This is a genomic window from Acaryochloris marina MBIC11017, assembly GCF_000018105.1.
Classification (GTDB): domain Bacteria; phylum Cyanobacteriota; class Cyanobacteriia; order Thermosynechococcales; family Thermosynechococcaceae; genus Acaryochloris; species Acaryochloris marina.
The window spans coordinates 98,037-118,632 of the sequence record NC_009932.1; the positions used below are offsets into that span (position 1 = coordinate 98,037).

At 45.0% G+C, this 20,596-nt stretch carries 17 protein-coding genes and 2 pseudogenes; 16 read left to right on the top strand and 3 right to left on the bottom strand.

Annotated elements, in window-relative coordinates; genetic code table 11:
• Positions 1–153: 153 nt before the first annotated feature.
• The 10 genes from AM1_RS43805 to AM1_RS36625 all read left to right on the top strand — a co-directional run bounded on the left by AM1_RS43805 (position 154) and on the right by AM1_RS36625 (position 10,437).
• Positions 154–2,418: a phosphate ABC transporter substrate-binding protein PstS family protein gene (locus AM1_RS43805; RefSeq protein ID WP_012168344.1), complete on the top strand. Its 2,265-nt coding sequence runs from the start codon at positions 154–156 to the stop codon at positions 2,416–2,418.
• 544 nt (positions 2,419–2,962) lie between these two features.
• Entirely contained in the window at positions 2,963–4,018 is a 1,056-nt protein-coding gene (locus tag AM1_RS36585) for a ParM/StbA family protein (protein WP_012168346.1), read from the top strand.
• Positions 4,011–4,424: a hypothetical protein gene (locus tag AM1_RS36590; RefSeq protein ID WP_148216129.1), complete on the top strand. Its 414-nt coding sequence runs from the start codon at positions 4,011–4,013 to the stop codon at positions 4,422–4,424. The genes AM1_RS36585 and AM1_RS36590 overlap by 8 nt, the downstream gene beginning before the upstream one ends.
• 63 nt (positions 4,425–4,487) lie before the next feature.
• On the top strand, positions 4,488–5,177 hold the full coding sequence (locus AM1_RS36595) for a hypothetical protein (RefSeq protein WP_012168348.1): 690 nt from the start codon (positions 4,488–4,490) through the stop codon (positions 5,175–5,177).
• Between the two features lie 8 nt (positions 5,178–5,185).
• A complete protein-coding gene (locus AM1_RS36600; protein ID WP_012168349.1) occupies positions 5,186–5,452 on the top strand; it encodes a hypothetical protein in 267 nt (88 codons plus the stop codon).
• 765 nt (positions 5,453–6,217) lie between these two features.
• The gene (locus AM1_RS36605) at positions 6,218–6,442 is read left to right on the top strand and encodes a hypothetical protein (RefSeq protein ID WP_012168351.1); all 225 of its coding nucleotides are present in this window, start codon (positions 6,218–6,220) and stop codon (positions 6,440–6,442) included.
• Positions 6,439–7,344 carry a hypothetical protein gene (locus AM1_RS36610; protein WP_012168352.1) on the top strand — a complete coding sequence of 302 codons (906 nt, stop codon included), beginning with the start codon at positions 6,439–6,441 and terminating at the stop codon, positions 7,342–7,344. The genes AM1_RS36605 and AM1_RS36610 overlap by 4 nt, the downstream gene beginning before the upstream one ends.
• A 139-nt stretch (positions 7,345–7,483) precedes the next feature.
• Positions 7,484–8,026, top strand: coding sequence for a hypothetical protein (locus AM1_RS36615; RefSeq protein WP_012168353.1), 543 nt, complete (start codon positions 7,484–7,486; stop codon positions 8,024–8,026).
• Positions 8,027–8,538: 512 nt separating this feature from the next.
• Complete coding sequence (locus AM1_RS36620; RefSeq protein WP_012168356.1) at positions 8,539–8,922, top strand: DUF1622 domain-containing protein; 384 nt, start codon at positions 8,539–8,541, stop codon at positions 8,920–8,922.
• A 669-nt stretch (positions 8,923–9,591) separates the two neighbouring features.
• Complete coding sequence (locus AM1_RS36625) at positions 9,592–10,437, top strand: serine/threonine protein kinase (protein ID WP_012168357.1); 846 nt, start codon at positions 9,592–9,594, stop codon at positions 10,435–10,437.
• Between the two features lie 12 nt (positions 10,438–10,449).
• Here the strand turns inward: AM1_RS36625 and AM1_RS42770 are convergent, their stop codons facing one another.
• Positions 10,450–10,605, bottom strand: a complete 156-nt coding sequence (locus tag AM1_RS42770; RefSeq protein ID WP_012168358.1) for a hypothetical protein — start codon at positions 10,603–10,605, stop codon at positions 10,450–10,452.
• Between the two features lie 1,298 nt (positions 10,606–11,903).
• On the opposite strand from AM1_RS42770, the gene psbU reads away from it, so the two are divergent.
• Both psbU and AM1_RS36635 read left to right on the top strand, forming a co-directional pair.
• Entirely contained in the window at positions 11,904–12,347 is a 444-nt protein-coding gene (psbU, locus tag AM1_RS36630) for a photosystem II complex extrinsic protein PsbU (protein ID WP_012168360.1), read from the top strand.
• 145 nt (positions 12,348–12,492) lie between these two features.
• A complete protein-coding gene (locus tag AM1_RS36635) occupies positions 12,493–13,695 on the top strand; it encodes a peptidylprolyl isomerase (RefSeq protein ID WP_041661514.1) in 1,203 nt (400 codons plus the stop codon).
• Between the two features lie 58 nt (positions 13,696–13,753).
• On the opposite strand, the pseudogene AM1_RS36640 reads toward AM1_RS36635, so the two are convergent.
• Positions 13,754–13,995 (bottom strand): annotated as a pseudogene (locus AM1_RS36640) (hypothetical protein); the annotation flags it as partial.
• A gap of 404 nt (positions 13,996–14,399) precedes the next feature.
• Here AM1_RS36640 and AM1_RS36645 point away from each other — a divergent pair.
• The 4 genes and pseudogenes from AM1_RS36645 (at position 14,400) to AM1_RS36660 (ending at position 19,208) form a co-directional block, all read left to right on the top strand.
• Positions 14,400–14,615 carry a hypothetical protein gene (locus tag AM1_RS36645; protein WP_012168363.1) on the top strand — a complete coding sequence of 72 codons (216 nt, stop codon included), beginning with the start codon at positions 14,400–14,402 and terminating at the stop codon, positions 14,613–14,615.
• A 482-nt stretch (positions 14,616–15,097) separates the two neighbouring features.
• Positions 15,098–16,102 (top strand): annotated as a pseudogene (istA, locus tag AM1_RS43810) (IS21-like element ISAcma26 family transposase); the annotation flags it as partial.
• A 430-nt stretch (positions 16,103–16,532) separates the two neighbouring features.
• Complete coding sequence (gene istB, locus AM1_RS36655) at positions 16,533–17,351, top strand: IS21-like element ISAcma26 family helper ATPase IstB (protein WP_012168214.1); 819 nt, start codon at positions 16,533–16,535, stop codon at positions 17,349–17,351.
• Between the two features lie 705 nt (positions 17,352–18,056).
• Positions 18,057–19,208: an IS4-like element ISAcma44 family transposase gene (locus AM1_RS36660; RefSeq protein ID WP_012168367.1), complete on the top strand. Its 1,152-nt coding sequence runs from the start codon at positions 18,057–18,059 to the stop codon at positions 19,206–19,208.
• A 117-nt stretch (positions 19,209–19,325) separates the two neighbouring features.
• Here AM1_RS36660 and AM1_RS36665 read toward each other — a convergent pair whose 3' ends face one another.
• A complete protein-coding gene (locus AM1_RS36665) occupies positions 19,326–20,216 on the bottom strand; it encodes a sulfotransferase family protein (RefSeq protein WP_041661515.1) in 891 nt (296 codons plus the stop codon).
• Positions 20,217–20,596: the final 380 nt, after the last annotated feature.

The window sequence follows — 20,596 nt, forward strand, 5'->3', positions numbered from 1 at the left end:
GTTATGTGAGGGCCAAATGCTTGGAAGACATACAATCAACGACTAGCCAGATTGAGTAGTTCGTCTTTTTGACGAGAGCTATCAGCCCATCCAAGAAGATATTGGCTTAGGGTTATGCTGGTCGATAATGGAAATTTCTTTGGCTGAAAATCGATGGTTTGTTGTCTCAACCCAGATTGTGAGAAGCCCCTGAATCAAGACTCGTCCAAGTTTTGTCAGTCTTGTGGCACGGAGCTAATACCATTACTTCGCCATCGATTCAAAATCATCAAGCCGCTGGGTCGTGGAGGATTTGGGAAAACCTACTTAGCAGAAGATGCAGATAAGTTAAACGAAAAATGTGTGGTCAAACAGCTTGTATATCAAGCGCAAGGCTCCCATGCCAATAAGTTAGTGGTTGAGCTGTTTATGCGGGAAGCAGAACAGTTACAGCAGTTGTGGGAAAACCCTCAAATCCCCTCCTTATTTGCTTATTTTGAGGAAGGAGGTTATTTATACCTTGTCCAGCAGTATGTAAAAGGTCAAGACCTTCTCAAGGAATTAAAAGAGCAAGGATGTTTCGACGATCAAAAGATCCTTGCCTTATTGAAGGATCTACTACCTGTGTTTTCGGCGATTCACAGTCGCAAAGTGATTCACCGAGATATCAAGCCTGAGAACATCATGCGCCGAGAGAATGATGGCAGGCTGATTCTGATTGATTTTGGGGTATCCAAACAACTCTCCAAGTCTATTGTGTCGATGGCCGGGACAATGGTGGGTTCTTTGGGCTATGCTGCCCCAGAACAGATGGAATCTGGCATTGCCCAACCTAATAGTGACTTATACAGCTTGGGGGCAAGCTGCTTTCATTTGATGACGGGGATTAACCCTTGGAGTTTATGGCGGAAGCAGGGTTATGGTTGGTTAGCGGAATGGCGAAAACATTTGCAACAGCCCATCTGCTCTGAATTAGGAACCGTTCTAGATAAGCTTCTTCAATTAGAAGTCGAAGACCGCTACCAAAGTGCTGACGAAGTTCTAGCAGATTTAGACGGGGCTAAGGCCCAAGCAGAGGCTGAGCAACTGCAGCGGTATGAGGCAGAGTTTAGTAATGCTGTGCAATCTGCCTATCCTTTGGAGGCCCATGTGCGAGACGGTCTCAAACAATTTCAGCAATCCTTGGGGTTAGCTGATGCTGAAGTGGATCAGATAGAACAGCCCATTCTCAAGCAAGCCGAAGCAAAACGACAAGAAAGAATCAAACAGCAAGCAGAAGTTCAACGTCAAGCCCAACAAAAACAACACGAGAAAAAACTTAAGCAAGAAGCAGACCAGCGAGAAGAAAAAGCTGCCATACTCTCGACAAAAAACTTAGTCTCACAAACGCCTCGTTCTACCCGTAAAACTTTGATTAGTGTGGGCTTATTTGGATTGATTGTGGTGCCATTGAGCTTATATGGATTGTCCACCATCTCTCGTGATCCAGATCCGATCCCAACTGTCTCATCTGACTTATCAACTACCTCAATCAACTTAAAAGGCTCTATAGCTATCGATGGTTCTAGCAGTGTTTTTCCCATTTCCGAAGTAATAGCTGAAGAATTTCAGTCTGTTAATAAGGATGTCAAGATTACAGTGGGTATTTCTGGAACTGGTGGGGGTTTCAAGAAATTCTGCTCTGGTGAAACTGAAATTAGTGATGCATCTCGCCCAATTAAGCAAAGAGAAATTGCTCTATGCGCTAAGAACAACATTGAGTACATTGAACTCCCGGTTGCCTATGATGTGTTGTCTGTCGTTGTTCATAAAGACAATGATTGGGCTGACTGTATGACTACAAATGAGTTGAAAACTGCCTGGTCAAAGAGTGCTCAAGGCAATATCAGTAAGTGGAATCAGGTCAATCCTAATTATCCAGATGTTCCTCTAACCCTGTACGGTCCAGGTACTGACTCAGGTACGTTTGATTATTTCAACGAAGCGATCACAGGTGAGGAAGGCAGCCGAGGCGATTTCGCCACCAGTGAAGACAACAACACCATTGTTCGGGGTGTTTCTGGTGATAAGAATGCGATGGGCTATTTGGGCTATGTCTACTATGAGGAAAATAAAGATTCTCTCAAAGCGGTACAAATCGACGACGGTGACGGATGTATCGCTCCTAGCGATGAAACTATTTCGAAAGGGACCTATTCCCCACTAGCACGACCGATGTTTATTTATGTCAGCAAGGTTGCTATAGATCGCCCTGAAGTGAAGTCTTTTATCGAGTTCTATCTGAATCCTAAAAACAGGCAACTCGTAGCTAATGTAGGTTACATCCCATTATCTGATGAGATTTATGCCAAAGCACTAGCCCGCTTTCAGGAAGGAAAAACGGGGACTGTTTTTCCAAATGGGAAAACAAATAACGTTGAGCTAACTGACGTTCTCTAGCTACTAAACGCAAAACTTAAGGCTTTGAATTATTACTTGGCTCTGGCTCCACCTCCATTCTGGCTGACTGTTGAGCTAGACTGCTGGATTACGAAGGAAGCGATCCCCTTTGGATATTCAGCAAGATTTTTCTAGAGTGTTTGGGATAGATTCCACCAAAGTCAACAGAAAAATCTTGTAGTACAAAAGTTTCAGATGCACTACAACTCTGTAGTGTAAAAGTTTCAAACGTGTGACAGTTTTGTAGTCAAAATACTGCAAACGTGCTACAAAAAACTGAAGTAAAAAATCCCACTGCAAAATTATGCAGCCCCAAGTAGTGGCGAATAGGTGTATCCAGGTGGGACTCCCCCTCAGACGTCCTTCAGCAACCTCTTGAACCCGTGCGCAGCGTGGGATTTGGCCGTTGGCGAGCAGCTCGACTGTAATCAACTGTATTCGACTGTAACTGACTGTAGAAAACCGTAAAAAAACCGGGTTTTTGGTTTGCACCTCAGAGGTCATTCTGCCTACGTTTCTTGGGTAGGTCTCAGAGGACAAAAAAATGGTTTACACCTTGACCGTTGCCGCTGACATGGGCTCAAGTTTGGGCAAGGGTTGCTACACGATTGATAAAGGGCCACCGAACGATGCCGAGGGATTCGTGGGCGGATTCCAGCGGGACACTCCTCGCAAAGGCTGGATTACTCAAGCCAATGCCGTTGACGAGGAAAAGCACCGGGACTTAACCCCAGATAGTTGCACCATTGAAGTCAGAGGTAAAGCGTGGACCGTGGGTGAATCAGCCCGATACGCCCTCCATGAAACTCGTGTCAGAGCAGCCAAATCTAACACCGCATCCATCCGGGTCTTAGGAATGCTCGGCAAGATTATTGAACAAGAAGACTTCACTGAGGGCAGTTTGGATCTGCGGGTGTTGCTGCCCGTGGGCGAAAGGAAAACATTTAAGCAACTCGAAGCCAACCTGACGAAAGCCCTCTATGAAGTCAGACTCAATGGCGTTAAACCCAGCTTGCGGATTAATCGAGTGCGGGTTTATCCAGAAGGGGCGGGGGTTGCTCAACGGGTCACCGTCCCTGATGCCCTGGTGCTGATGTTTGGTCATAAAGACATCTCCATCGTGCCCGTGAGGAATCAAGTGATTCAAGCTCATGCCTGTCAGACCATTACGGGTATGGGCATGATTGCCCTGATTAATGAGTTTCCCTGCTACATCAATGATGAATTGCTTTTAGCTGAGTTCTTACACTTAGAAGCCGTGGGCAAGGGGGGACTCAAGCGGCTCGTGGGTGAAGACAGCCTAGAGAAAGCTCGCATGAACTTTGAGCAGGCCAAGAAACGGACTTGGCGACGCATCCTGCAACAACTCATGCTAGAACCCAAGGTCAACACCGTGTCCAAAATCTATGTGACGGGTGGCTCGATGCGAGTCTGGTTGCCAGAGCTAAAAGCAATCTTTGGGGGTCGTCTAGCCTTTTTTGCTGACTCTTTGAAGTCGATGATTGCCGCCTATCCCGATATGCAAGAACCCAAGAACAAGGAAATCAAACCCCGGTTCACCGATTCATTCTTGCTGATGGAGGGTGCAACCCATGGGTAGACGGACAATGAAGATTCAGCTCCAGTACCCAGACCAATCCCTCAATGGTCGGAGGTTAGAAGCCTTGCGAGGCTACTTTGGCGACAACTTGGAGCGGGTGATGATTCAAGCGATGTGGTCCGTTGTGGGGCCACTTGGATCAACCTTGGCTGACTTGCCAGAGAAAGAGGTTCAAGGTCATATCAATAGCGGCAAACTCACCATTAAAGGCTTTCACCAAGAAGCCTTGGACATGATCGGGGGTGGGGGAGTTACTCCTGAAGTGACCCCAGAGGTAACTGAAAAAGTGCCCCCAGCAGTTACCTCTGAAGTGACCCAGGAACAACCACCGTCTGCTGCCCAGGAATCCGTTTATTCAGCATCTCCCCCAGAACAAAGCGGCGATCCACTGAACAATTTATTCTGATTTGCTGCTGACGATGCAATCTGCCTATGTTCCCATTAACGCTATTTAAAGAAGGACAACGACATGCATAACATTGGTGACATCCTCGAAATCCTGAAGACCTCCAAGGAACATCTAGAGCCGATGTTGGAGGCTTGCGGCTGGACAGACCAGACCGAATTCACAGATGAGCAGGCCGAAACCCTATTGGCAATGAAAGTTAGCCATGAGGAGAAAGGCCGAGACTATATTGAGGGCTATACGCGGAATATCGCTCATAACGTTGGCATAACAGGCACCCAATTTGACGAGATTCACCAGTGCATTATTGATGCCGGGGGGAGTTTGATTGACTACCGGGAGCGGTTTGAGGAGATTTGCCAACTGGTGAATGATTGTGTCTCTCCCGCTGAGGCCATCATTCCCCCTCAGCCCGTGGTCGAGGATACGCACCCAGTCGTTGAGGCCGAGGCTGATCCTGAATCAGTCCAGATGGATAGATTCATTGATGAGCAGGCGAACGCTGCCATTGCGACCACGATCTCTCAAATCAAAGGGTTTGCAGATCTGGCCTATGAGGAACAGGAACGGCTGAAGACTCTATTTATGACCAAGTATCGGCAGGGCTTAGCTAAGGAACTCCTCTCCGAGGAATTCAAAGCTGAATTTATGGCGCGGATGACCGCTAGCTTGGAGGGCAAAGGAGCTGAAAAAAAGCAGGGAGAACTCACTGGAGTACAGAACCCTACGCCATTGTTGTCCAGCAGCAACTAACGGCCCGGATGGATGGCCTGCTTGCGGAAAACGAGAAGGCTATCAAACAGCGCATTGTTGATTTAAAGCTCAAAGACAAGGAAATCAGTCAGCTTGAAAAGCTCCAGCGCATTAAGCGGACAGAGAGGGAAATTAAACGAGAAGGGACATGGTTCAAAATCGCGTTTATTGGCATCGGCATTCTCATTGGTCTTCCCGTTGGGGTCTTCCTCAATCACTTAGCTGGGCAGAATGCGGCTGTGTCTTCGCCCATTGAGCAGGTTTCGGGGAAGTGATTTCGGGGGTGATGTTGGGGATTGTGGTTGTTGCGATGGTCGAAGACCGCCCTTCGGGCATCGCAAACTCCAATACCAATCCCTGACATCACACCTACTAATTCACTCAGTCTTTCAACTTTTCAAAATCTCTATGGATTTTGTGTTACCTATCTGATTCCCCACCTATCTACTCAATACCAATGCTCTAACTTTTCATTTTCTTTGTGGATTTTGTATTACCTATCTGATTCCCCACCTATCTACTCAATACCAATGCTCTAACTTTTCATTTTCTTTGTGGATTTTGTATTACCTAACTATAGGGACTCAGCTATGAAAGTAACTCTAGACCAACCAGAACAAGAACTTGAAACCATCGCCCGAATGCTGACGGAAAACTACATTATGGAGGTTATCTAATGAAAGGCCGTCTGATTGTTCTTCTGATCCTGATTACCCCCTTACTGATCCTCGCAGGCTCCATTGGTTGGGTCTTAGGGATTAGTGCCTGGATTTTGATACTGAAGTGAGGTACTCCCATTCCCTCAGCGACCAAGCCACTTGATCAGGGTTGAAGGCACCCTAGCATTTCATTTTCCAGGCAGATTCTGTATTGCCTAGATGTGATGACATACGGTTGGTCGCAGACCATCGCAACTCCAATACCCATCTCCAATACCAACCTCCAGACTTCACACCTAACCAAATAAAACGACCCCTTAGCTCTTCCAGTCCAAGAGGTCGTTACCAATCCTTTCCCTAAATTATAACGAGGTCACCAGCATGACGACTAACCCCTATTTTGGCCACTTCGAGCAAGCCTGGATAGACCACCAGACCGACTACGGCCAGCACCCAGATCCATGCAAGGAATTCCCACCAGACCAGATCCTAGACCGGGTTGCGTCCTGGTTGAGTGAGTTCAATCCGCTGATACCACCTGAGTCTCAGCTATCTAAGGCTATCCGGGTGGGCATTGTCCACCGATTTTATGGGTGGCAGCTATGACAAATACTCAAAACCATGATGAATCTCCGGGTTGGGAGTGGGAGAGTTTAGCGATTGCATGTTTTATTGTCATCGCCATCTCAACCCTGGTAGGACTCATCGCTTTACCTAAAAAAGAAAGAGAAAACCTTTCTTGGTCCTTTTGGGCACTTACGATTCCATTTACGATATCTTTTTCTGTGGTTGGGTGCTGGTTGTTGAAACCTCGCGAAGGTTGTCCCCTGGAAGATAAAAAGCCCAACAGTGTAACTGGCAATTCTGAAGCCAGACGAGGGGCCAGAGCTGACGATCCGCAGGTGCATACTCATGCCATTCTGGATACCTCGTTTGATGAAAAGCTTGCTATCGTCACCAAAGATGTAGCTGAAATCGCTCAACGAGTGGGAGCGCTGGACATGGCTCTAGTAAAGCGGGTCAGGCCATTACAGACTAAAGCTACAACAGTAAGGGAAAAAGAACAGCAAGCTAGAACTGCCCTAATTGCAAGGCTGAGTGATTTGGGTACGGAGACTAGCCCCATAGATGCTTTGCAGGGGGCTATCCAGATTTGCTCCGATGCTCGGCTGTGGGAGCATCCAGCAAGGATTGCAACAGTTCACATTGACACACAGCGGTTTTACAACGAGGGGAAGATCTGGCCCACTATTCGAGACAATCATATCGTTTGGAGTCTTGACCCTGATCATGATCCACCAGACGAAACAGATGAAATTGAGCAAACGCTTTTCCGTCCCTTTCGTTGCTGCTCCCGGTGCAAATATATTGGCAAGTATTACGATTGCTGCGCGGTTGTGCCCTTCGATTGTGGCACGGGTAACCCATCTGAGCAATGCCGGGAATTTGAGTGTGAGGACGGTGGTACTCCAATTCCTGAGCTAACGATTGATGACGTGCCGTTTTGAGTATTGGGGTTCGTACTGTGGCAATGAAATCGCAAACTCCAATACCAACTCCCGACATTGCACCTATTAATGCATCCAATCTCTAACTTTCTGTTTTTCGACGAATAAAGTAAATCTTGCAAACTTACAGGTCAAATCAATGCCATTACTAAACATACATTATCGAACAACGCTCGACCCTCTCACTGACCCCGACCATGCAGAAAAAGCCCTTAACGAAATTAAGAAGTTCTGGGTCCTAAACGTACAATCTGATTTAGACAGTATCGAGACTGCATTTAAAGAAGAATTTCCCACTTACAAAATTTTTCTGCCTGATGTAGACCATTTGAAGCTTGCTCACCCGATCCCCGAGAAAAAAACGTTAGAGTACCAAAACTCTTTCGAGTACATCTCTAAGAATTATCTGGAGACTTACACCGATACATACGACAAAAGCGAGTATCCTGATTTAATCCCTTGGGATGAGCAGTTTGCTTGGGACGGTAGTTATAACAGGAAGCCAGTAACCCATCCCCTTCATAAATACCCCCAGTGGGATAAGCTAGCCCTTTTAGTCGATGACGAGGAAGGCAAGGCTAACGATATATTTTTGAGAGGTCTTTTTGAGCAGGTGCTCCCCTGTTTAGATGATGAGGGTAATCCGCAATTTAAGGGTGATGACTACCATATTCTAGGGTAAGGCCCAAGAGTGAGAGGGTTGTCTCTCACCAGGATTTTGAACCCTTGGCAAATGTGGTCTTTGTAATATCAAAGCTATATCTCTGGTGATGTGCCGTTTTGAGTGTGAGTTATTGGTATTGGGGTTTGCGATCGCACTCCAAAACCAATTCCCGATATCGTACCTATTAATTCACTCAAGTTTTTAGATTCCCTGTGGATTTTGTATTACCTATATCTGGAGACTGAACCAGGTCAGCAAAAACTATAAACCTGGATCGACTCTTCGGCTCTCTCAATCTCGCCAACACCATCCTTAACGGTGATTTCTCTGGGTTTGAGCTAGGCATCTTTTGCACATGCAATTGCAGGCAGGTATTACTGTTAGCAGGTTTCCAAATAGATGAGGTAGAAAATGTTCGTGGAATACTTAAGCCTTTGAGTTGTCAATCCTCCAGCATGAATAGCTCAAACAAGGTACACAACAAGGTAGTCTCTTTGGCAGGGTGTTGTGCTGGCCAAGGTTGAAGATTGATGGAAGTCGTCCACCATTTGCAAGGCAACTTGGAAATCATCGTATCTTTTTTAGAAGTGGTACTGGAAACAGTAGCGGCTTTTTGCATTGTGTTGGGCCTGCTCGTGAGCATCAAGCTCTCAGTTGCTCTGCGCCGCCGTCGCAATAGTATTCAATTCCCCCTGGGGCGATTGAGGTTAACCTTTGGCCGATGGTTGGCGTTAGCCCTTGAGTTTCAATTGGGGGCAGATGTCTTAGCCACAACCGTAGCCCCAACGTTTGAGGCGTTAGGGAAACTGGGTGCTATCGCCATCATTCGTACCTTTCTCAACTACTTTCTGAACAAAGAGCTGATCGAGGTCTTTGAGATGCAAAAACACTTAGATGAAGACGAGACTAATTGATCCAACTCCGATTAATAAGACCTGGATGCTAGATGGATAATTCAAAATTCGTAAGGATAGTTCAGAATCGTTGTTTTAGGAGGGCCACGATACCCCAAACAGCGATAATCCCATGCTTGAAATGCTGCTTAGGAAGCTCTGCAATCCTTCTGATGAAATACCGTTGAATGATTTTGAAGCTCTAAAATCTCAGATTCTGCAGGGGATTTATGTTGCCTAATACATCGTCAAGACTGAATTTTAGGGTGAGAATCTCTGGTAAGTCTTATTATGAAAGCCTTCTGAAGATTGTCTACCCTAATTTTTTAGCTTGACGCTGCACTGAGTAAAATTTTCGAGGTTCGGGATTAGGGCTGGTATTCGGAAATGAGATCGCAACTCACGATTAAGCCTTATCTTTCATTTTCTCGATAGAATTCATATTGCCTAGCTACTCTGACTAGGTCACTGAACCTCTTGAAGATAAGTTTTAAGTTATTTCAAGCCCAATGCGAAATATCCCGGAATATGATCCATTCGTTTGATATTGGGTAAGCTTGAATGTTAGTTGATCGCCCCCACCTCTAAAAATGCCATCTTGTTCATTTCGAGTGGTGCGTCATCATCTGGTGTTATTGGGTGACTGGGTCAAGACTTGATTGGTAAGAGTGTCTTCAAAATAAAGCTGTGATGCTTATTCAGAATCAGTATCGAATCATCAAGCAACTTGGTGAGCAAAACGGTGGAATCACTTATTTAGCGGAGGATTTGCATCACCCCTCTAAACAGCTCTGTGTGGTCAAACAAACGAAACCGTTTGTCTTGAATCCTACGGTTAATCAGAGGACTCCTAAACAAATCAAATTAGTTCAAGAGAGATTGAACCAAGAAGCGGTAAGCCTTGTGGAGGTTAGTAGCGAAAATGACCAAATCTCTAAGTTATATACCTGCTTCGAAAAAGAAGGACAATTCTATTGGGTTCGTGAATGGATTGAAGGCCAATCATTAGCTAAATGGGAATATCCTGTAGAACCAGGCATAATCATAGAAATTTTATGTCAGACCTTGCTTGCATTGGACTCCCTCCACAGTCAACGCATCCTGCATTTGAATCTGAAGCCAAGCAATATCATCTGGCGAAAAGGAGACAGTAAGGTTGTACTGACTGATTTTGGAGTTTTTAAAGAAATCACCAGCCTCTTGAACCTTCATGATGAACCTGGCCCCCGTATTGTCCCGTTTAGCTACAGGTCTCCCGAGCAATCCAAGGGCAGTAGAACGGGGCCTTTTAGCGACTACTATAGTCTTGGTTTAACCATGATCATCCTAATGATAGGGAATTCTTTTAACCAGTTCGAACAGGAATTTCACTTTTATGGGGAAGTGAGTTGGCGTCAATATGTACCAGAGATCAACCCTGTGCTAGCTGATATCCTCGAACGAGCGATTCACTATGATCCAGGGCAGCGGTTCGTCACAGCCCGTGAAATGCTGGTGGCTCTGCAGGAGGTTCCCGTTGAACCTTCCACCATGTAAGAATCTTCGTTGCTAGAATGCCCCATAATGCCGGGTTGTCTGTTCCCGGTTCTGGCCTTGGTCGTGGTCTTCTGGGAAAATGACCTCAGTGATAGGTAATCCTAGCCGTAAAACTTGGTGGCGAAGTTGGAGGATGTAGTCTGCGGTCCTCCCGGTGAGGGTGATCATGGTGGGGTGGGGTAGTTAGCTGCATAGTATCAATTGAGTATTTAGGAGTTTGACTAGTACTAAGCAGAACTTGGTTGGTACTTTTTGAAATCTTCTAACAGAACAGTTGTAAGCCAAGAGAAGATTCTGACCTGTCATTCAAGTCAGCCAAATTGAGCGGAAAATCCCCCCTGATTTGAACCATACATATCCCCACAGTTTCCTCAAAGTTAATGGATAACTTGATAGAGAGTCAGTTCATGACTCTATCGTATGAATGATCAAATTCCTGTTAAACAGATCCACTCCCCTAGAGTCGCTGATGAGCTTTAGGGGAGTGTTCACTGAGATATTCTGAGGTTTACATACCATCTCAATTGGTGATGGAAGACTCCTAAGTTAACACATAGGTGCCTGAGATAATTCTTGTGTGTTTTGCTTTATCTTTGTCCTAAGAGCTGGCTTCATATCATACCTATAGACTCTATTTGCCCAAGGTTAAAAAGTATTCTCGTGGTGATGTAGAGGATTGATAAAATTATTTTAAATGGATAAATTAAGGCTCTAATAGGAGGATTAGCCTCAAACACTTGTCAGATTGAGAATCTACAGATTGCTATATGTAAAAGAATATTGAGTGATTACTCTTATAATTTTTTACTTTTACTAATCACTAAAATATAACAACTATAATTCTGGTAATATTCATAGAAAGTTTATAGACTCCATTTTTACTCACTCTAAAAGAAAAAGACTAAAGTACAACCGTGATTAAAGCTCAGTAAATGAATCATGGTCTACATTGATAGACCTGATTAGCCTGTGCTCATTTCTATCCTTAAAATCGCTAAATCATTTGATTGAAGATTCTACTAGCATCTAGCTTAAACATCTATAGCTAGATTATGTAGGAGTCTAAGAAAATGATTTCTTCAAGCGTTTAGGTCTGTGTGAGCAATAGATTAATGATAGTATTTGCTGTCTATCAGTGTTATTGAAGATTCCTCTCTATAACAGTGAGATAATAGTTATCATTAGACTTCTCTTAAGCAACCGCCTAGAGATGCTGTAATTGTATTCAGCATTCTCTTAGACAATAGAATATTTTCGTAATTATCCTTGTTGAGAAGGATATTTCACCATAGGCTATTCGCTTTCAGTAAAAACCTTTTTTTGCCACAGCCTTATGAATTTTAACTGGACTATTTCTGTAGAAGGATAGTTTTAATTTTTATATTCCTTGGTGTCTGTTCTTTTTAGTTATTCAGTTTCGTTCGCTCTCTTGTTTATATCTGATTAATAGGAAGGAATTTATTCATATGCGACTATTCATCCGCCGCTTTGCTTTATTAACCTTAGTAGTAGCAAGTTGTTTAAGTTTGATGGGTTGGTTACAACCTGTTAGTGCTCTGGATATCCAAGGGCAATCCAACTCACCAGGTCTCCTGGCTGCTGCTTACCGTAATCCCGTAGATGCCAAACTCGAAACGGACTATGGCCAAAAAATCGACTTGAATAATACGAATGTCATTGCCTTTAGCCAATATAAGGGACTTTATCCCACTATTGCGGGTAAAGTGGTTCAGAATGCACCCTATAGCAGTGTAGAAGAAGTATTAAATATTGATGGTTTAACTGAACCTCAAAAGAAATTGTTGCAGCAGCACATGGGTGACTTTACGGTAACTGACCCAGATCCAGCTTTAGTCGGAGGTCAAGACCGCTATAACACAGGGGCTTATTACCCTGTCCGTCGTTCCTAAGTTCTCTATAGGGATGGAATATGCTGCGATTCCATCCCTATAGCGGCAAGGCCATGAACATTAAGAAGTAGTTTATAAGTCAGTCAATCCCAGGCTTGAAATAACTGATTTAACCCTTTGTGTCCAACAATTGGGTCCATCCACCATGAAAAATTTTTTGGGCCAACTTTGGAATTCAATCTTCCATCGATTCACCTTATTGGTTGTCGGTATTATTTTTTCCTGGGGTGTCATGTCGATGGGCTGGCTAAACAATGATGTAGGAATTGGCTGGGCTGCTCTGCCTCAAGGGGATGCGTTCACTAATCCCATGAGTATATTGAGGCTTGCTTTGCCTGTTGATAGCCAAGCTATTCATACTATTCATCAATATCTAGAAGAGATGCCACCTCAACTAGATGATCCCACAGCGCGGATGCAACCCAAACAATGGTCTGAGGTGGGAAATCAGATATCAAAAGCAATTAAAACGTTTAATCGAGAAGCTTCAGACCTTCTTTCTGATATTCCCACTCCCTATCGGCCTCAAGCTTTAGTCCGCATGAATCAAATCAACGCAGCACTAGCCGATCTCAAAATATTGTCTGACGAGCAAAGTAAAGACCTATTCGTAGCTAAACGAACACAGGCTTGGAACTCTATCGATTTGTTAGCGGCTTCTATGGTGCCAGAATATTCTGTCAACATACCCGAGGACTATCAAACGCTACCGCAGCTCAATGGTCGAGCAGTTGTTGCCCTCGACACTAGCAAGGGACCCATCACTATCATGGTGGATGGCTATAACGCTCCAATCACCGCTGGTAATTTCCTAGATCTTGTTCAGCGAGAGTTCTACGATGACCTCACGTTTACTCGTGAAGATGAGGCTTATGTGGTACAGACGGGGAATCCAGAAGGTCCCCAAGCGGGATTTATTGATCCTGATACAGGGCAATATCGCTCTATTCCTTTGGAGGTAATGGTCAAAGGGGACTCTGAAGCTGTTTATGGGGCTACTTTAGAAGAGCTAGGTTTATCGTTGTCTGAACCAGTCCTTCCTTTTTCTGCCTATGGGACTGTCGCCATGGGACATCCACAGGGCGACCCTAACGGTGGCTCGTCTCAATTTTTCTTTCACTTGTTTGAGCCTGATTTGACTCCTGCTGGATTAAACCTTCTAGATGGCCGCTACGCTGTTTTTGGATACGTGATTGCGGGCCAAGAGGTCTTAGCTCAATTACAGCAAGGTGACCTTCTACGTTCAGCTAAGGTGGTTGATATCTCTCCACCAAACGCCTTCACTTTCCGGTATCTAGATTGGATCCTTGTTCAAAGACTTAGTAGCAGTTTAAAGGGCATGGCTTGAACTGCTGCAAATCGAATGACTGATTCAAATTGGCCCCTACTATAAATGCAAACCCCACTCACAGACTACTTGGCTGAACCCCTCGAAGCCAATCTCTCGGATCCATACCTTAGAGAATTGCCCCAAGCTTTTTCCTGGAGTCATCAGGCTTTCAAAGCCCTCACTGAGTTGGACAATGAATCCCTGCCTCCATCGGTCCCAATCGGTTTGCTTGGGATAGTCAATCTCGTCACAGTACTCGGTCCAGCTTTCTTGTTGAAACTCGGAAGCACATAAAGAAGTTCCTTTCTCTTGCACCTGTGTGAGTAAATCCAGGATGGTCTGTGAGTTATCCATAAATTTCTCCTGGTATAGCGACTAGAAACATTGGATAGATCCGCTCAGCGTTCTCTGCCCTCTCTCGCTGAGGAACAGCCCCGTTAGCGAGTTGGAAGAGGTTTAGACTTCCTGATATATCCCGAGTGCATCGTCTGGAGGGTGGGTATTGATTGCCCCCACCGATGGGCTATGGACCTGATTAGTGCAGAGGATTGAGGGTTGTAGAGAAGTCCCTCTCATCCATGTCAATAATATATCTAATTTTCCTATGCAGTGCGAGGGAAATTCAATCACTATAATTTATTTGTCTGAGGGGAGGTATAAGCAGATCCTAGTGTGATAGCATTGGCTCAAATCCCATGCATTTCAGGGTATGGATAGAGACAATGAGTGGACATAAAACGAAACCCCTATCCCCTTTATTTAAGGCTCAGCGCTTTAAACCAGAGGGGGACGAACCCCGAACGGCTCAGGTGACGTTCAGACTGGATCAGCGGCTCAAGGATGCCATTGTGGAGCACGTGGATAATCAGTCTGAGTGGATGCGGATGGTCCTTGCCCAAGCGGCGAAAGAACAAGGGTGGTTACGGGATTGGGATTAGGGTGTTTTTGGGGTGGAGTTGGCTGCGATCGGATCTGTGATACTTGTTCATAGGAATTAGGTGAATCTTGTTGGTAAGGGCAGCCCTAGACTGAATTTTCAGATTTATTTTCTATGGATTTCTTGTAGATAGATAATCCTGCGGAAGAGAGCTGAATGAGGAACAGACTACCCGGAAACCGATAGTGCTTAAGTGATGCTCAGATTTGATGCTTATTCGTGAAGCAGAGCGGCAATTCCTCAGATTATTAGACGACAATCGAGCTGACGGATTAATGACGATGTCACGTCGGCTATAGCTATGAAGAAACCAGGCATCCCCTGAGAAGGATAAAACTAGATCTCAATTCCCTAGAAATGATGTGTGAGATCGCGTTTCTAGAATTCAATCTCAAGAAAAAAGACACTTTTTACATCCCTAATCAATAGAGGGCTGTACAAGTGCCTAACAAAAGAATTGATTCCTATCATACTCGTGTTTATATGAACGGAAGAGACCTCGGCTTGAAACAAGCTGATGCAGCTTACATTGCCGAAATATCTACAAGAACCGGACAACGAATTGAGGCCGGCACCCATCAACCTAATCGCGGCCGCCTTCAGGACCAACGCACCGTTCCCGACCCCTTAGCTGATGTGTGGGAAGACGAGCTAGAACCAATGCTGCGTCGAGACCCACGCCTCAAACCCATGACCCTGTATGAGTACCTGCAGGATAAGTATCCAGGCCAGTATCCCCAAGTCCTGCGGACCCTACAACGTCGGGTGAGAACGTGGAAAGCCTTACATGGACCAAGCCCTGAAGTGATGTTTGAATTGCGTCATGAACCCGGGGTACAAGGGTTTTCCGACTTTACAGAACTCAAGGGCATCACGATTACCATTGCCGGCAAACCCTTTGAGCACCTGATTTACCATTACCGTCTGGGATACAGCGGCTGGCGATATGCCCAGATCATCGAAGGAGGCGAAAGCTTTGTCGCCCTCTCAGAAGGATTGCAAAATGCCTTTGCAGCCTGTGGAGGTGTTCCTACACAGCATCGTACTGATAGTTTGAGTGCAGCCTATCGCAACATGGGCGGCCGCCGGTCCAAAAACCTCACTCGTCTGTACGACGAACTGTGTGACCACTATCGGCTAGAACCCACTCGTAACAACAAAGGTGTAGCCCATGAGAATGGCTCCATTGAATCTCCCCATGGTCATCTGAAGAACCGAATTAAGCAGGCGATCTATCTGCGCGGCAGTGCAGATTTTACGAGCGTTGCTGAGTATCAAGCCTTAATTGATGCACAGGTTGCCAAGTTGAATCAGCAGTGCCAAACCAAGTATGAGCAAGAGAAAGACCATCTACAACCACTGCCCAAATATCGAACCCCTGACTATGAAGTGCTCACGGCTAAAGTCAGCAAACGCAGCACCATCGATGTTCGCTGCATTCTATACACCGTCCCTTCTCGACTGATTGGTCGTCAATTGGAACTGCATCTATACCATGACCGGATTGTCGGCTATCTGGAGCGACACCCGGTGGTGGAATTGCCGAGGAAGCGCGTCAGTGGCAAAGGCAAACGTCGCGACCGTTGCATCAACTATCGCCATGTTATTGGTTCAATGCGATTGAAGCCTCGTGCTTTTATCTATTGCACCTGGCAATCAGACCTACTTCCCAATCCTGAATACCGCCAAATCTGGGAACAGCTCAAAGCCCAATTTGACCTGGAGCAGGCTGCCAAGATCATCGTGGAAGCCCTGTATATTGCTGCGGTTCAAGATAAAGAACAGGCCGTAGCAGTGTACTTACAGCAGCAGCTTCGCTCATCCAGCCTTACCCTCAATCGCCTGAAAAAACAGTTTGAGCCGCCTCAGATGAAGCAGGTTCCTGAACTCAGCATTGAACAACATTCACTTGAACTTTATGACAAACTCCTCCCCTCCTGCTCAGTCCCCGCTGAGCCCCTACCAGCACCTGAGCCTCTATTTAAAAAAGCTCAGGCTCTCCCACATGTTGACCCATTGGGAATCTATCGAATCCCAAGCCATGCAGGAAAACTGGTCTTATGCGGAATTCTTACTAGCCTTGTGCGAAACGGAGGCCCAACGAAGAGAACAAGCTCGTCTAAAACGTGCCCTCACCGAAGCCAGGCTCCCAAACGCAAAAAGTTTTACCAACTTTGACTTTAGCCATTGTCCCCAGCTCAATCCAGCTCCCTTGATGCAATTAGCCGCAGATCCGGGTTGGTTGGAGCGCGCCGAGAATTGCCTTATTCTGGGGCCCTCGGGTGTTGGAAAAACACATCTGGCCACTGGGGTGTCCAAAAAGATGCTGGAATTCGGTAAGCGGGTGAAGTTCTTTGCAGCCAACGCATTGGTCCAGCAACTGCAACAGGCGAAGCTCCAACTGCAGCTGCATCCAATGCTCAAAAAACTGGACCGCTATGATCTGTTGATCTTGGATGACTTGGGCTATTGCAAAAAGTCGGAAGCGGAAACGTCCGTTCTGTTTGAATTAATTGCGCATCGCTATGAACGAAAAAGTTTGTTGATTACAGCGAATCAACCCTTCAGCCAATGGGATGACATTTTCACTGATTCGATGATGGCGGTGGCTGCCATTGATCGCTTAATTCATCATGGCTTGATTATCGAAATTCAAGCCGATAGTTATCGGCGCAAATCAGCGACTCAGAGAACGGCTCAAACTCAGTCTCAACCTCAAAAATCCCAGTCCAAATAATCGAGCGATCACTGGTTGTCATTTCGATCACGGGTTGTCGTTTTGTTCTGAAGGTATCGTATGAGGTCTGAAAAAGAGCTAACGCAAAGGGAGTGTACGCCAAATAATACGGTTCAAATTTGGGGGTTGATCCGCCTTGTGGTTGTCGCGACATCGCCTATGGGGTTGACATCCAATATCAGATAGTTGAACCAGGAGTCACCGCGCAGAATACGATAATCATCTGAGATAATCTACCCTTGCTTATTGACGGCGATGACTTCATCTGAGCGCATAGTCAAGAGCTTGCAAGAATTTAAAAACATCACCAACATAAGCACTGTCATCCTCGTGAATTCGGAGAGCAATTCCTTAGGATATTTCAGTCGTTCTAAGCATTGAGAGAATGTGATTACTCAAGCAGGGCTGATACCACGATAAGGTCATTATTTACTAATATCAAGGAATTTAGGAATTTTTAGGTCAATATCTGTTGTGAGATTGAGGGTTCGCTTCTGGGTTGAGATCGAAAAACCATTCTTTAACAGGTGCAATGAAATCTTGGATACAACCTCCACAATGCAGCTATGTTTTGTAAAATAGATTCCAACCTTATTGGTGCAGAAAAGTCGTGAACACCATGCTAGGGAAGGATTACTAAGCCATTAGAGGGATGGAGTGAGACCTACAATGTGAGGCTTAATTACCTCACTTTCCTTCAAGCACATGTCAACTCCTCTGCTGTACCGTCAACTGCAAACTCAACTGAGCCAATGGATCAGTCCCAAGGATCATCGTCACCTGACGGTCTTTTCTGAAAATATTGCCGCGATTCTACAAGCCCAGAGTGGCTGCATGAGCCATTGGCTGTCGTACTTGAGTCATCGGTCCTGCCAAGCTCGTAGTCAGATGGAACGCCTGAGCTATTTTCTTCATAATCCCAGAATCCTCTCAGAGACTTTCTATGCACCATTACTCAAGCAATTTCTTCATGCTTGGGAAGGAATGTCAATGACATTAACCCTAGATACGAGCATGCTTTGGGACACCTATTGCTTGATAGAGGTCTGTTTAGCGTGGGGTGGACGTTCGTTCCCGTTAGCTCAAAAAGTCATGGAACATGGTAGTGCCACGGTTGCTTTTGTAGACTATTGCAGTGTTTTATCGATGACTCAAGGGGTGTTACCTCCTCGTTGCCACATCACGTTATTGGCAGACCGAGGCTTTGAGCACGGTGAGTTGATTCGCTGGCTCCGCTCATCTGAGTGGTCTTGGGCCATTCGAGCCAAATCTGATTTGCAGATTACCTTAGCTAATGGTCGCAGTAAACCAGTATCCAAGCTACTCCCTGAAGTTGAGCAAGCGTCACTCTTTCGGGATGTCATGATCCTTGAGGATATTCACTGTCACTTGGCCACAGCTTCAGTCTCCACAACACAGGAGGCTTGGGCGGTGATTACGGATACGCCGCCGTCATTGCAAACCTTTGCCGTTTATGGGCAACGCTTTGGCGGGATTGAACCCCATTTCAAGGATTATAAGTCGGCAGCGTTTGAGGTACCTCGCTCTCACATCAGAGATACTGCAGCCTTAGAACGCTTACTGATGTTACTCGCTGCTGCAACTCTCATCGCGATCTCTGTAGCCTTTCAGGTGATCGCTCAAGATGCGCTCAAAACCATTGATTGGCATACTCACAGGGGATTAAGCTTTCTGCAAATCGGTTTGCGGCAGATCAATCAGCTTTGCTACCTAAGATTACCCCTACCCCCGTTAGCAATGTTGCCCCGACAAAATCCGCCTCCTGCTTATGCCTCCCTAAAGAAACGAGCTGCTATGAAGACTTGCATTGAATTCGCTAAGGTAACTGTTATTTAAGCTTTTCAGCCTACTCAAAGTTTTCTGCACCACTAAGGATTCCAACTATTATCAGACCTAAGTGAGCTTGAGTTTACATCAAGGCTTCAATCCAGTTAAGGTTTATCAAAATACATTTTAGACTCTGCTACAGGCATAACCTAATCGCTCCATCATTGGTTCAATATAAGGAGTAATCCGACGGATTTTATTTGGATATTTTTTTCTCCATTTATCTTTTTGGGGAGGTGAAATAGTAGTACGGCTATGCGGATTGGAATTGAGATAGTTGATACAGTCAGCGGAGATAGTAAGTCCCGTATTTTTAGAGATAGCTTCTAGGACGGTTCTAGGATTTTCAATAAAGTTTTCATACCGTATTCTCATGTAGTTTGAAGACTTTTCTCTCTCAAATTCCTCCAAAACCACGCGATTATGCTCCACCCAGCTCCACGCACAAATCTCCTCTATAGAGTGTTTAACCTGAGATTGCCAATTTGGAGGCATCGGATATGACCAATGTTGGATCTTATTGCTATCACTGCTAGGCAAGTCAGCATTAACATTCACAATTTTTTCCCACCCTTCAATCATGGAAGATACATTTGCTCTACCATCCCTGACTAAATGGATATAGAAAGCATCAGGAAACATGCGTTTCAAGGCTTCCAAATGGAAACAATTTGCAATTGTCTTTTCTAGATAAGAATAGATTTGTCTTCTAAGAATAAAGTGATTAATGAGGATATTAGGTCTAAAAGTGTGGCGGTCATACACTAACTTCAAAGCAAAGAATGTTCTTAGCTTCATTAAATTTCCAGAAGTACATTCCTTGGCGGATATATATTCCGACTGAGATACCAATTTTTTTGGCGGAAATACTCTTAGCCATAGTGGTGTATTTTCACGATCCAGCGAAATAGGTTCTTGCATGCGTCTTATCGTCTCAAATAGATTAGTTGAGCCGGATCGAGGCGCTGCTAAAATAAAGATAGGTCTAACAAATTGAGGGCAAATGAACTTAAGCATTTTAAAAAGCAAGGATGTGAATTCAGCTATATAAATTTCAGCAGCAAAAGCTGCTGAAACTCCCTTTTTACCCCAAGGGAATCAGCTTTTGTCTAAATATTGTAATCGATTATACCTTTTTTGAAGGAAAAAACAAGTTAGTAGATGTCTTTAGTTATTTTTTCTTTACTTGAGTGCCTCTCCGGTGAGTAAGTTCAGGATGGTAGAGTTTATCAATTCCATAATTAGCCAGTATCAAAGAGGCTATTTGAGAATTTTTAGTATTCTTCACCTACCTATCTGGATCAGGTAATAGAATGGCTAACACTGTAACAATCGAAGACTGCAGAAATTTGGGTCGTGCATCAACAAAGTGTGGGTTTGCTAAACCATTAGAGAGT

What these genes read in the sequence shown, in the direction of transcription:
- AM1_RS43805 (WP_012168344.1), top strand. Translation starts at nt 154, where the DNA reads ATGGTTTGTTGTCTCAACCCAGATTGTGAGAAGCCCCTGAATCAAGAC.
- AM1_RS36585 (WP_012168346.1), top strand. Translation starts at nt 2,963, where the DNA reads ATGGTTTACACCTTGACCGTTGCCGCTGACATGGGCTCAAGTTTGGGC.
- AM1_RS36590 (WP_148216129.1), top strand. Translation starts at nt 4,011, where the DNA reads ATGGGTAGACGGACAATGAAGATTCAGCTCCAGTACCCAGACCAATCC.
- AM1_RS36595 (WP_012168348.1), top strand. Translation starts at nt 4,488, where the DNA reads ATGCATAACATTGGTGACATCCTCGAAATCCTGAAGACCTCCAAGGAA.
- AM1_RS36600 (WP_012168349.1), top strand. Translation starts at nt 5,186, where the DNA reads ATGGATGGCCTGCTTGCGGAAAACGAGAAGGCTATCAAACAGCGCATT.
- AM1_RS36605 (WP_012168351.1), top strand. Translation starts at nt 6,218, where the DNA reads ATGACGACTAACCCCTATTTTGGCCACTTCGAGCAAGCCTGGATAGAC.
- AM1_RS36610 (WP_012168352.1), top strand. Translation starts at nt 6,439, where the DNA reads ATGACAAATACTCAAAACCATGATGAATCTCCGGGTTGGGAGTGGGAG.
- AM1_RS36615 (WP_012168353.1), top strand. Translation starts at nt 7,484, where the DNA reads ATGCCATTACTAAACATACATTATCGAACAACGCTCGACCCTCTCACT.
- AM1_RS36620 (WP_012168356.1), top strand. Translation starts at nt 8,539, where the DNA reads ATGGAAGTCGTCCACCATTTGCAAGGCAACTTGGAAATCATCGTATCT.
- AM1_RS36625 (WP_012168357.1), top strand. Translation starts at nt 9,592, where the DNA reads ATGCTTATTCAGAATCAGTATCGAATCATCAAGCAACTTGGTGAGCAA.
- AM1_RS42770 (WP_012168358.1), bottom strand. Translation starts at nt 10,605, where the DNA reads ATGATCACCCTCACCGGGAGGACCGCAGACTACATCCTCCAACTTCGC.
- psbU (WP_012168360.1), top strand. Translation starts at nt 11,904, where the DNA reads ATGCGACTATTCATCCGCCGCTTTGCTTTATTAACCTTAGTAGTAGCA.
- AM1_RS36635 (WP_041661514.1), top strand. Translation starts at nt 12,493, where the DNA reads ATGAAAAATTTTTTGGGCCAACTTTGGAATTCAATCTTCCATCGATTC.
- AM1_RS36645 (WP_012168363.1), top strand. Translation starts at nt 14,400, where the DNA reads ATGAGTGGACATAAAACGAAACCCCTATCCCCTTTATTTAAGGCTCAG.
- istB (WP_012168214.1), top strand. Translation starts at nt 16,533, where the DNA reads ATGACAAACTCCTCCCCTCCTGCTCAGTCCCCGCTGAGCCCCTACCAG.
- AM1_RS36660 (WP_012168367.1), top strand. Translation starts at nt 18,057, where the DNA reads ATGTCAACTCCTCTGCTGTACCGTCAACTGCAAACTCAACTGAGCCAA.
- AM1_RS36665 (WP_041661515.1), bottom strand. Translation starts at nt 20,216, where the DNA reads ATGCTTAAGTTCATTTGCCCTCAATTTGTTAGACCTATCTTTATTTTA.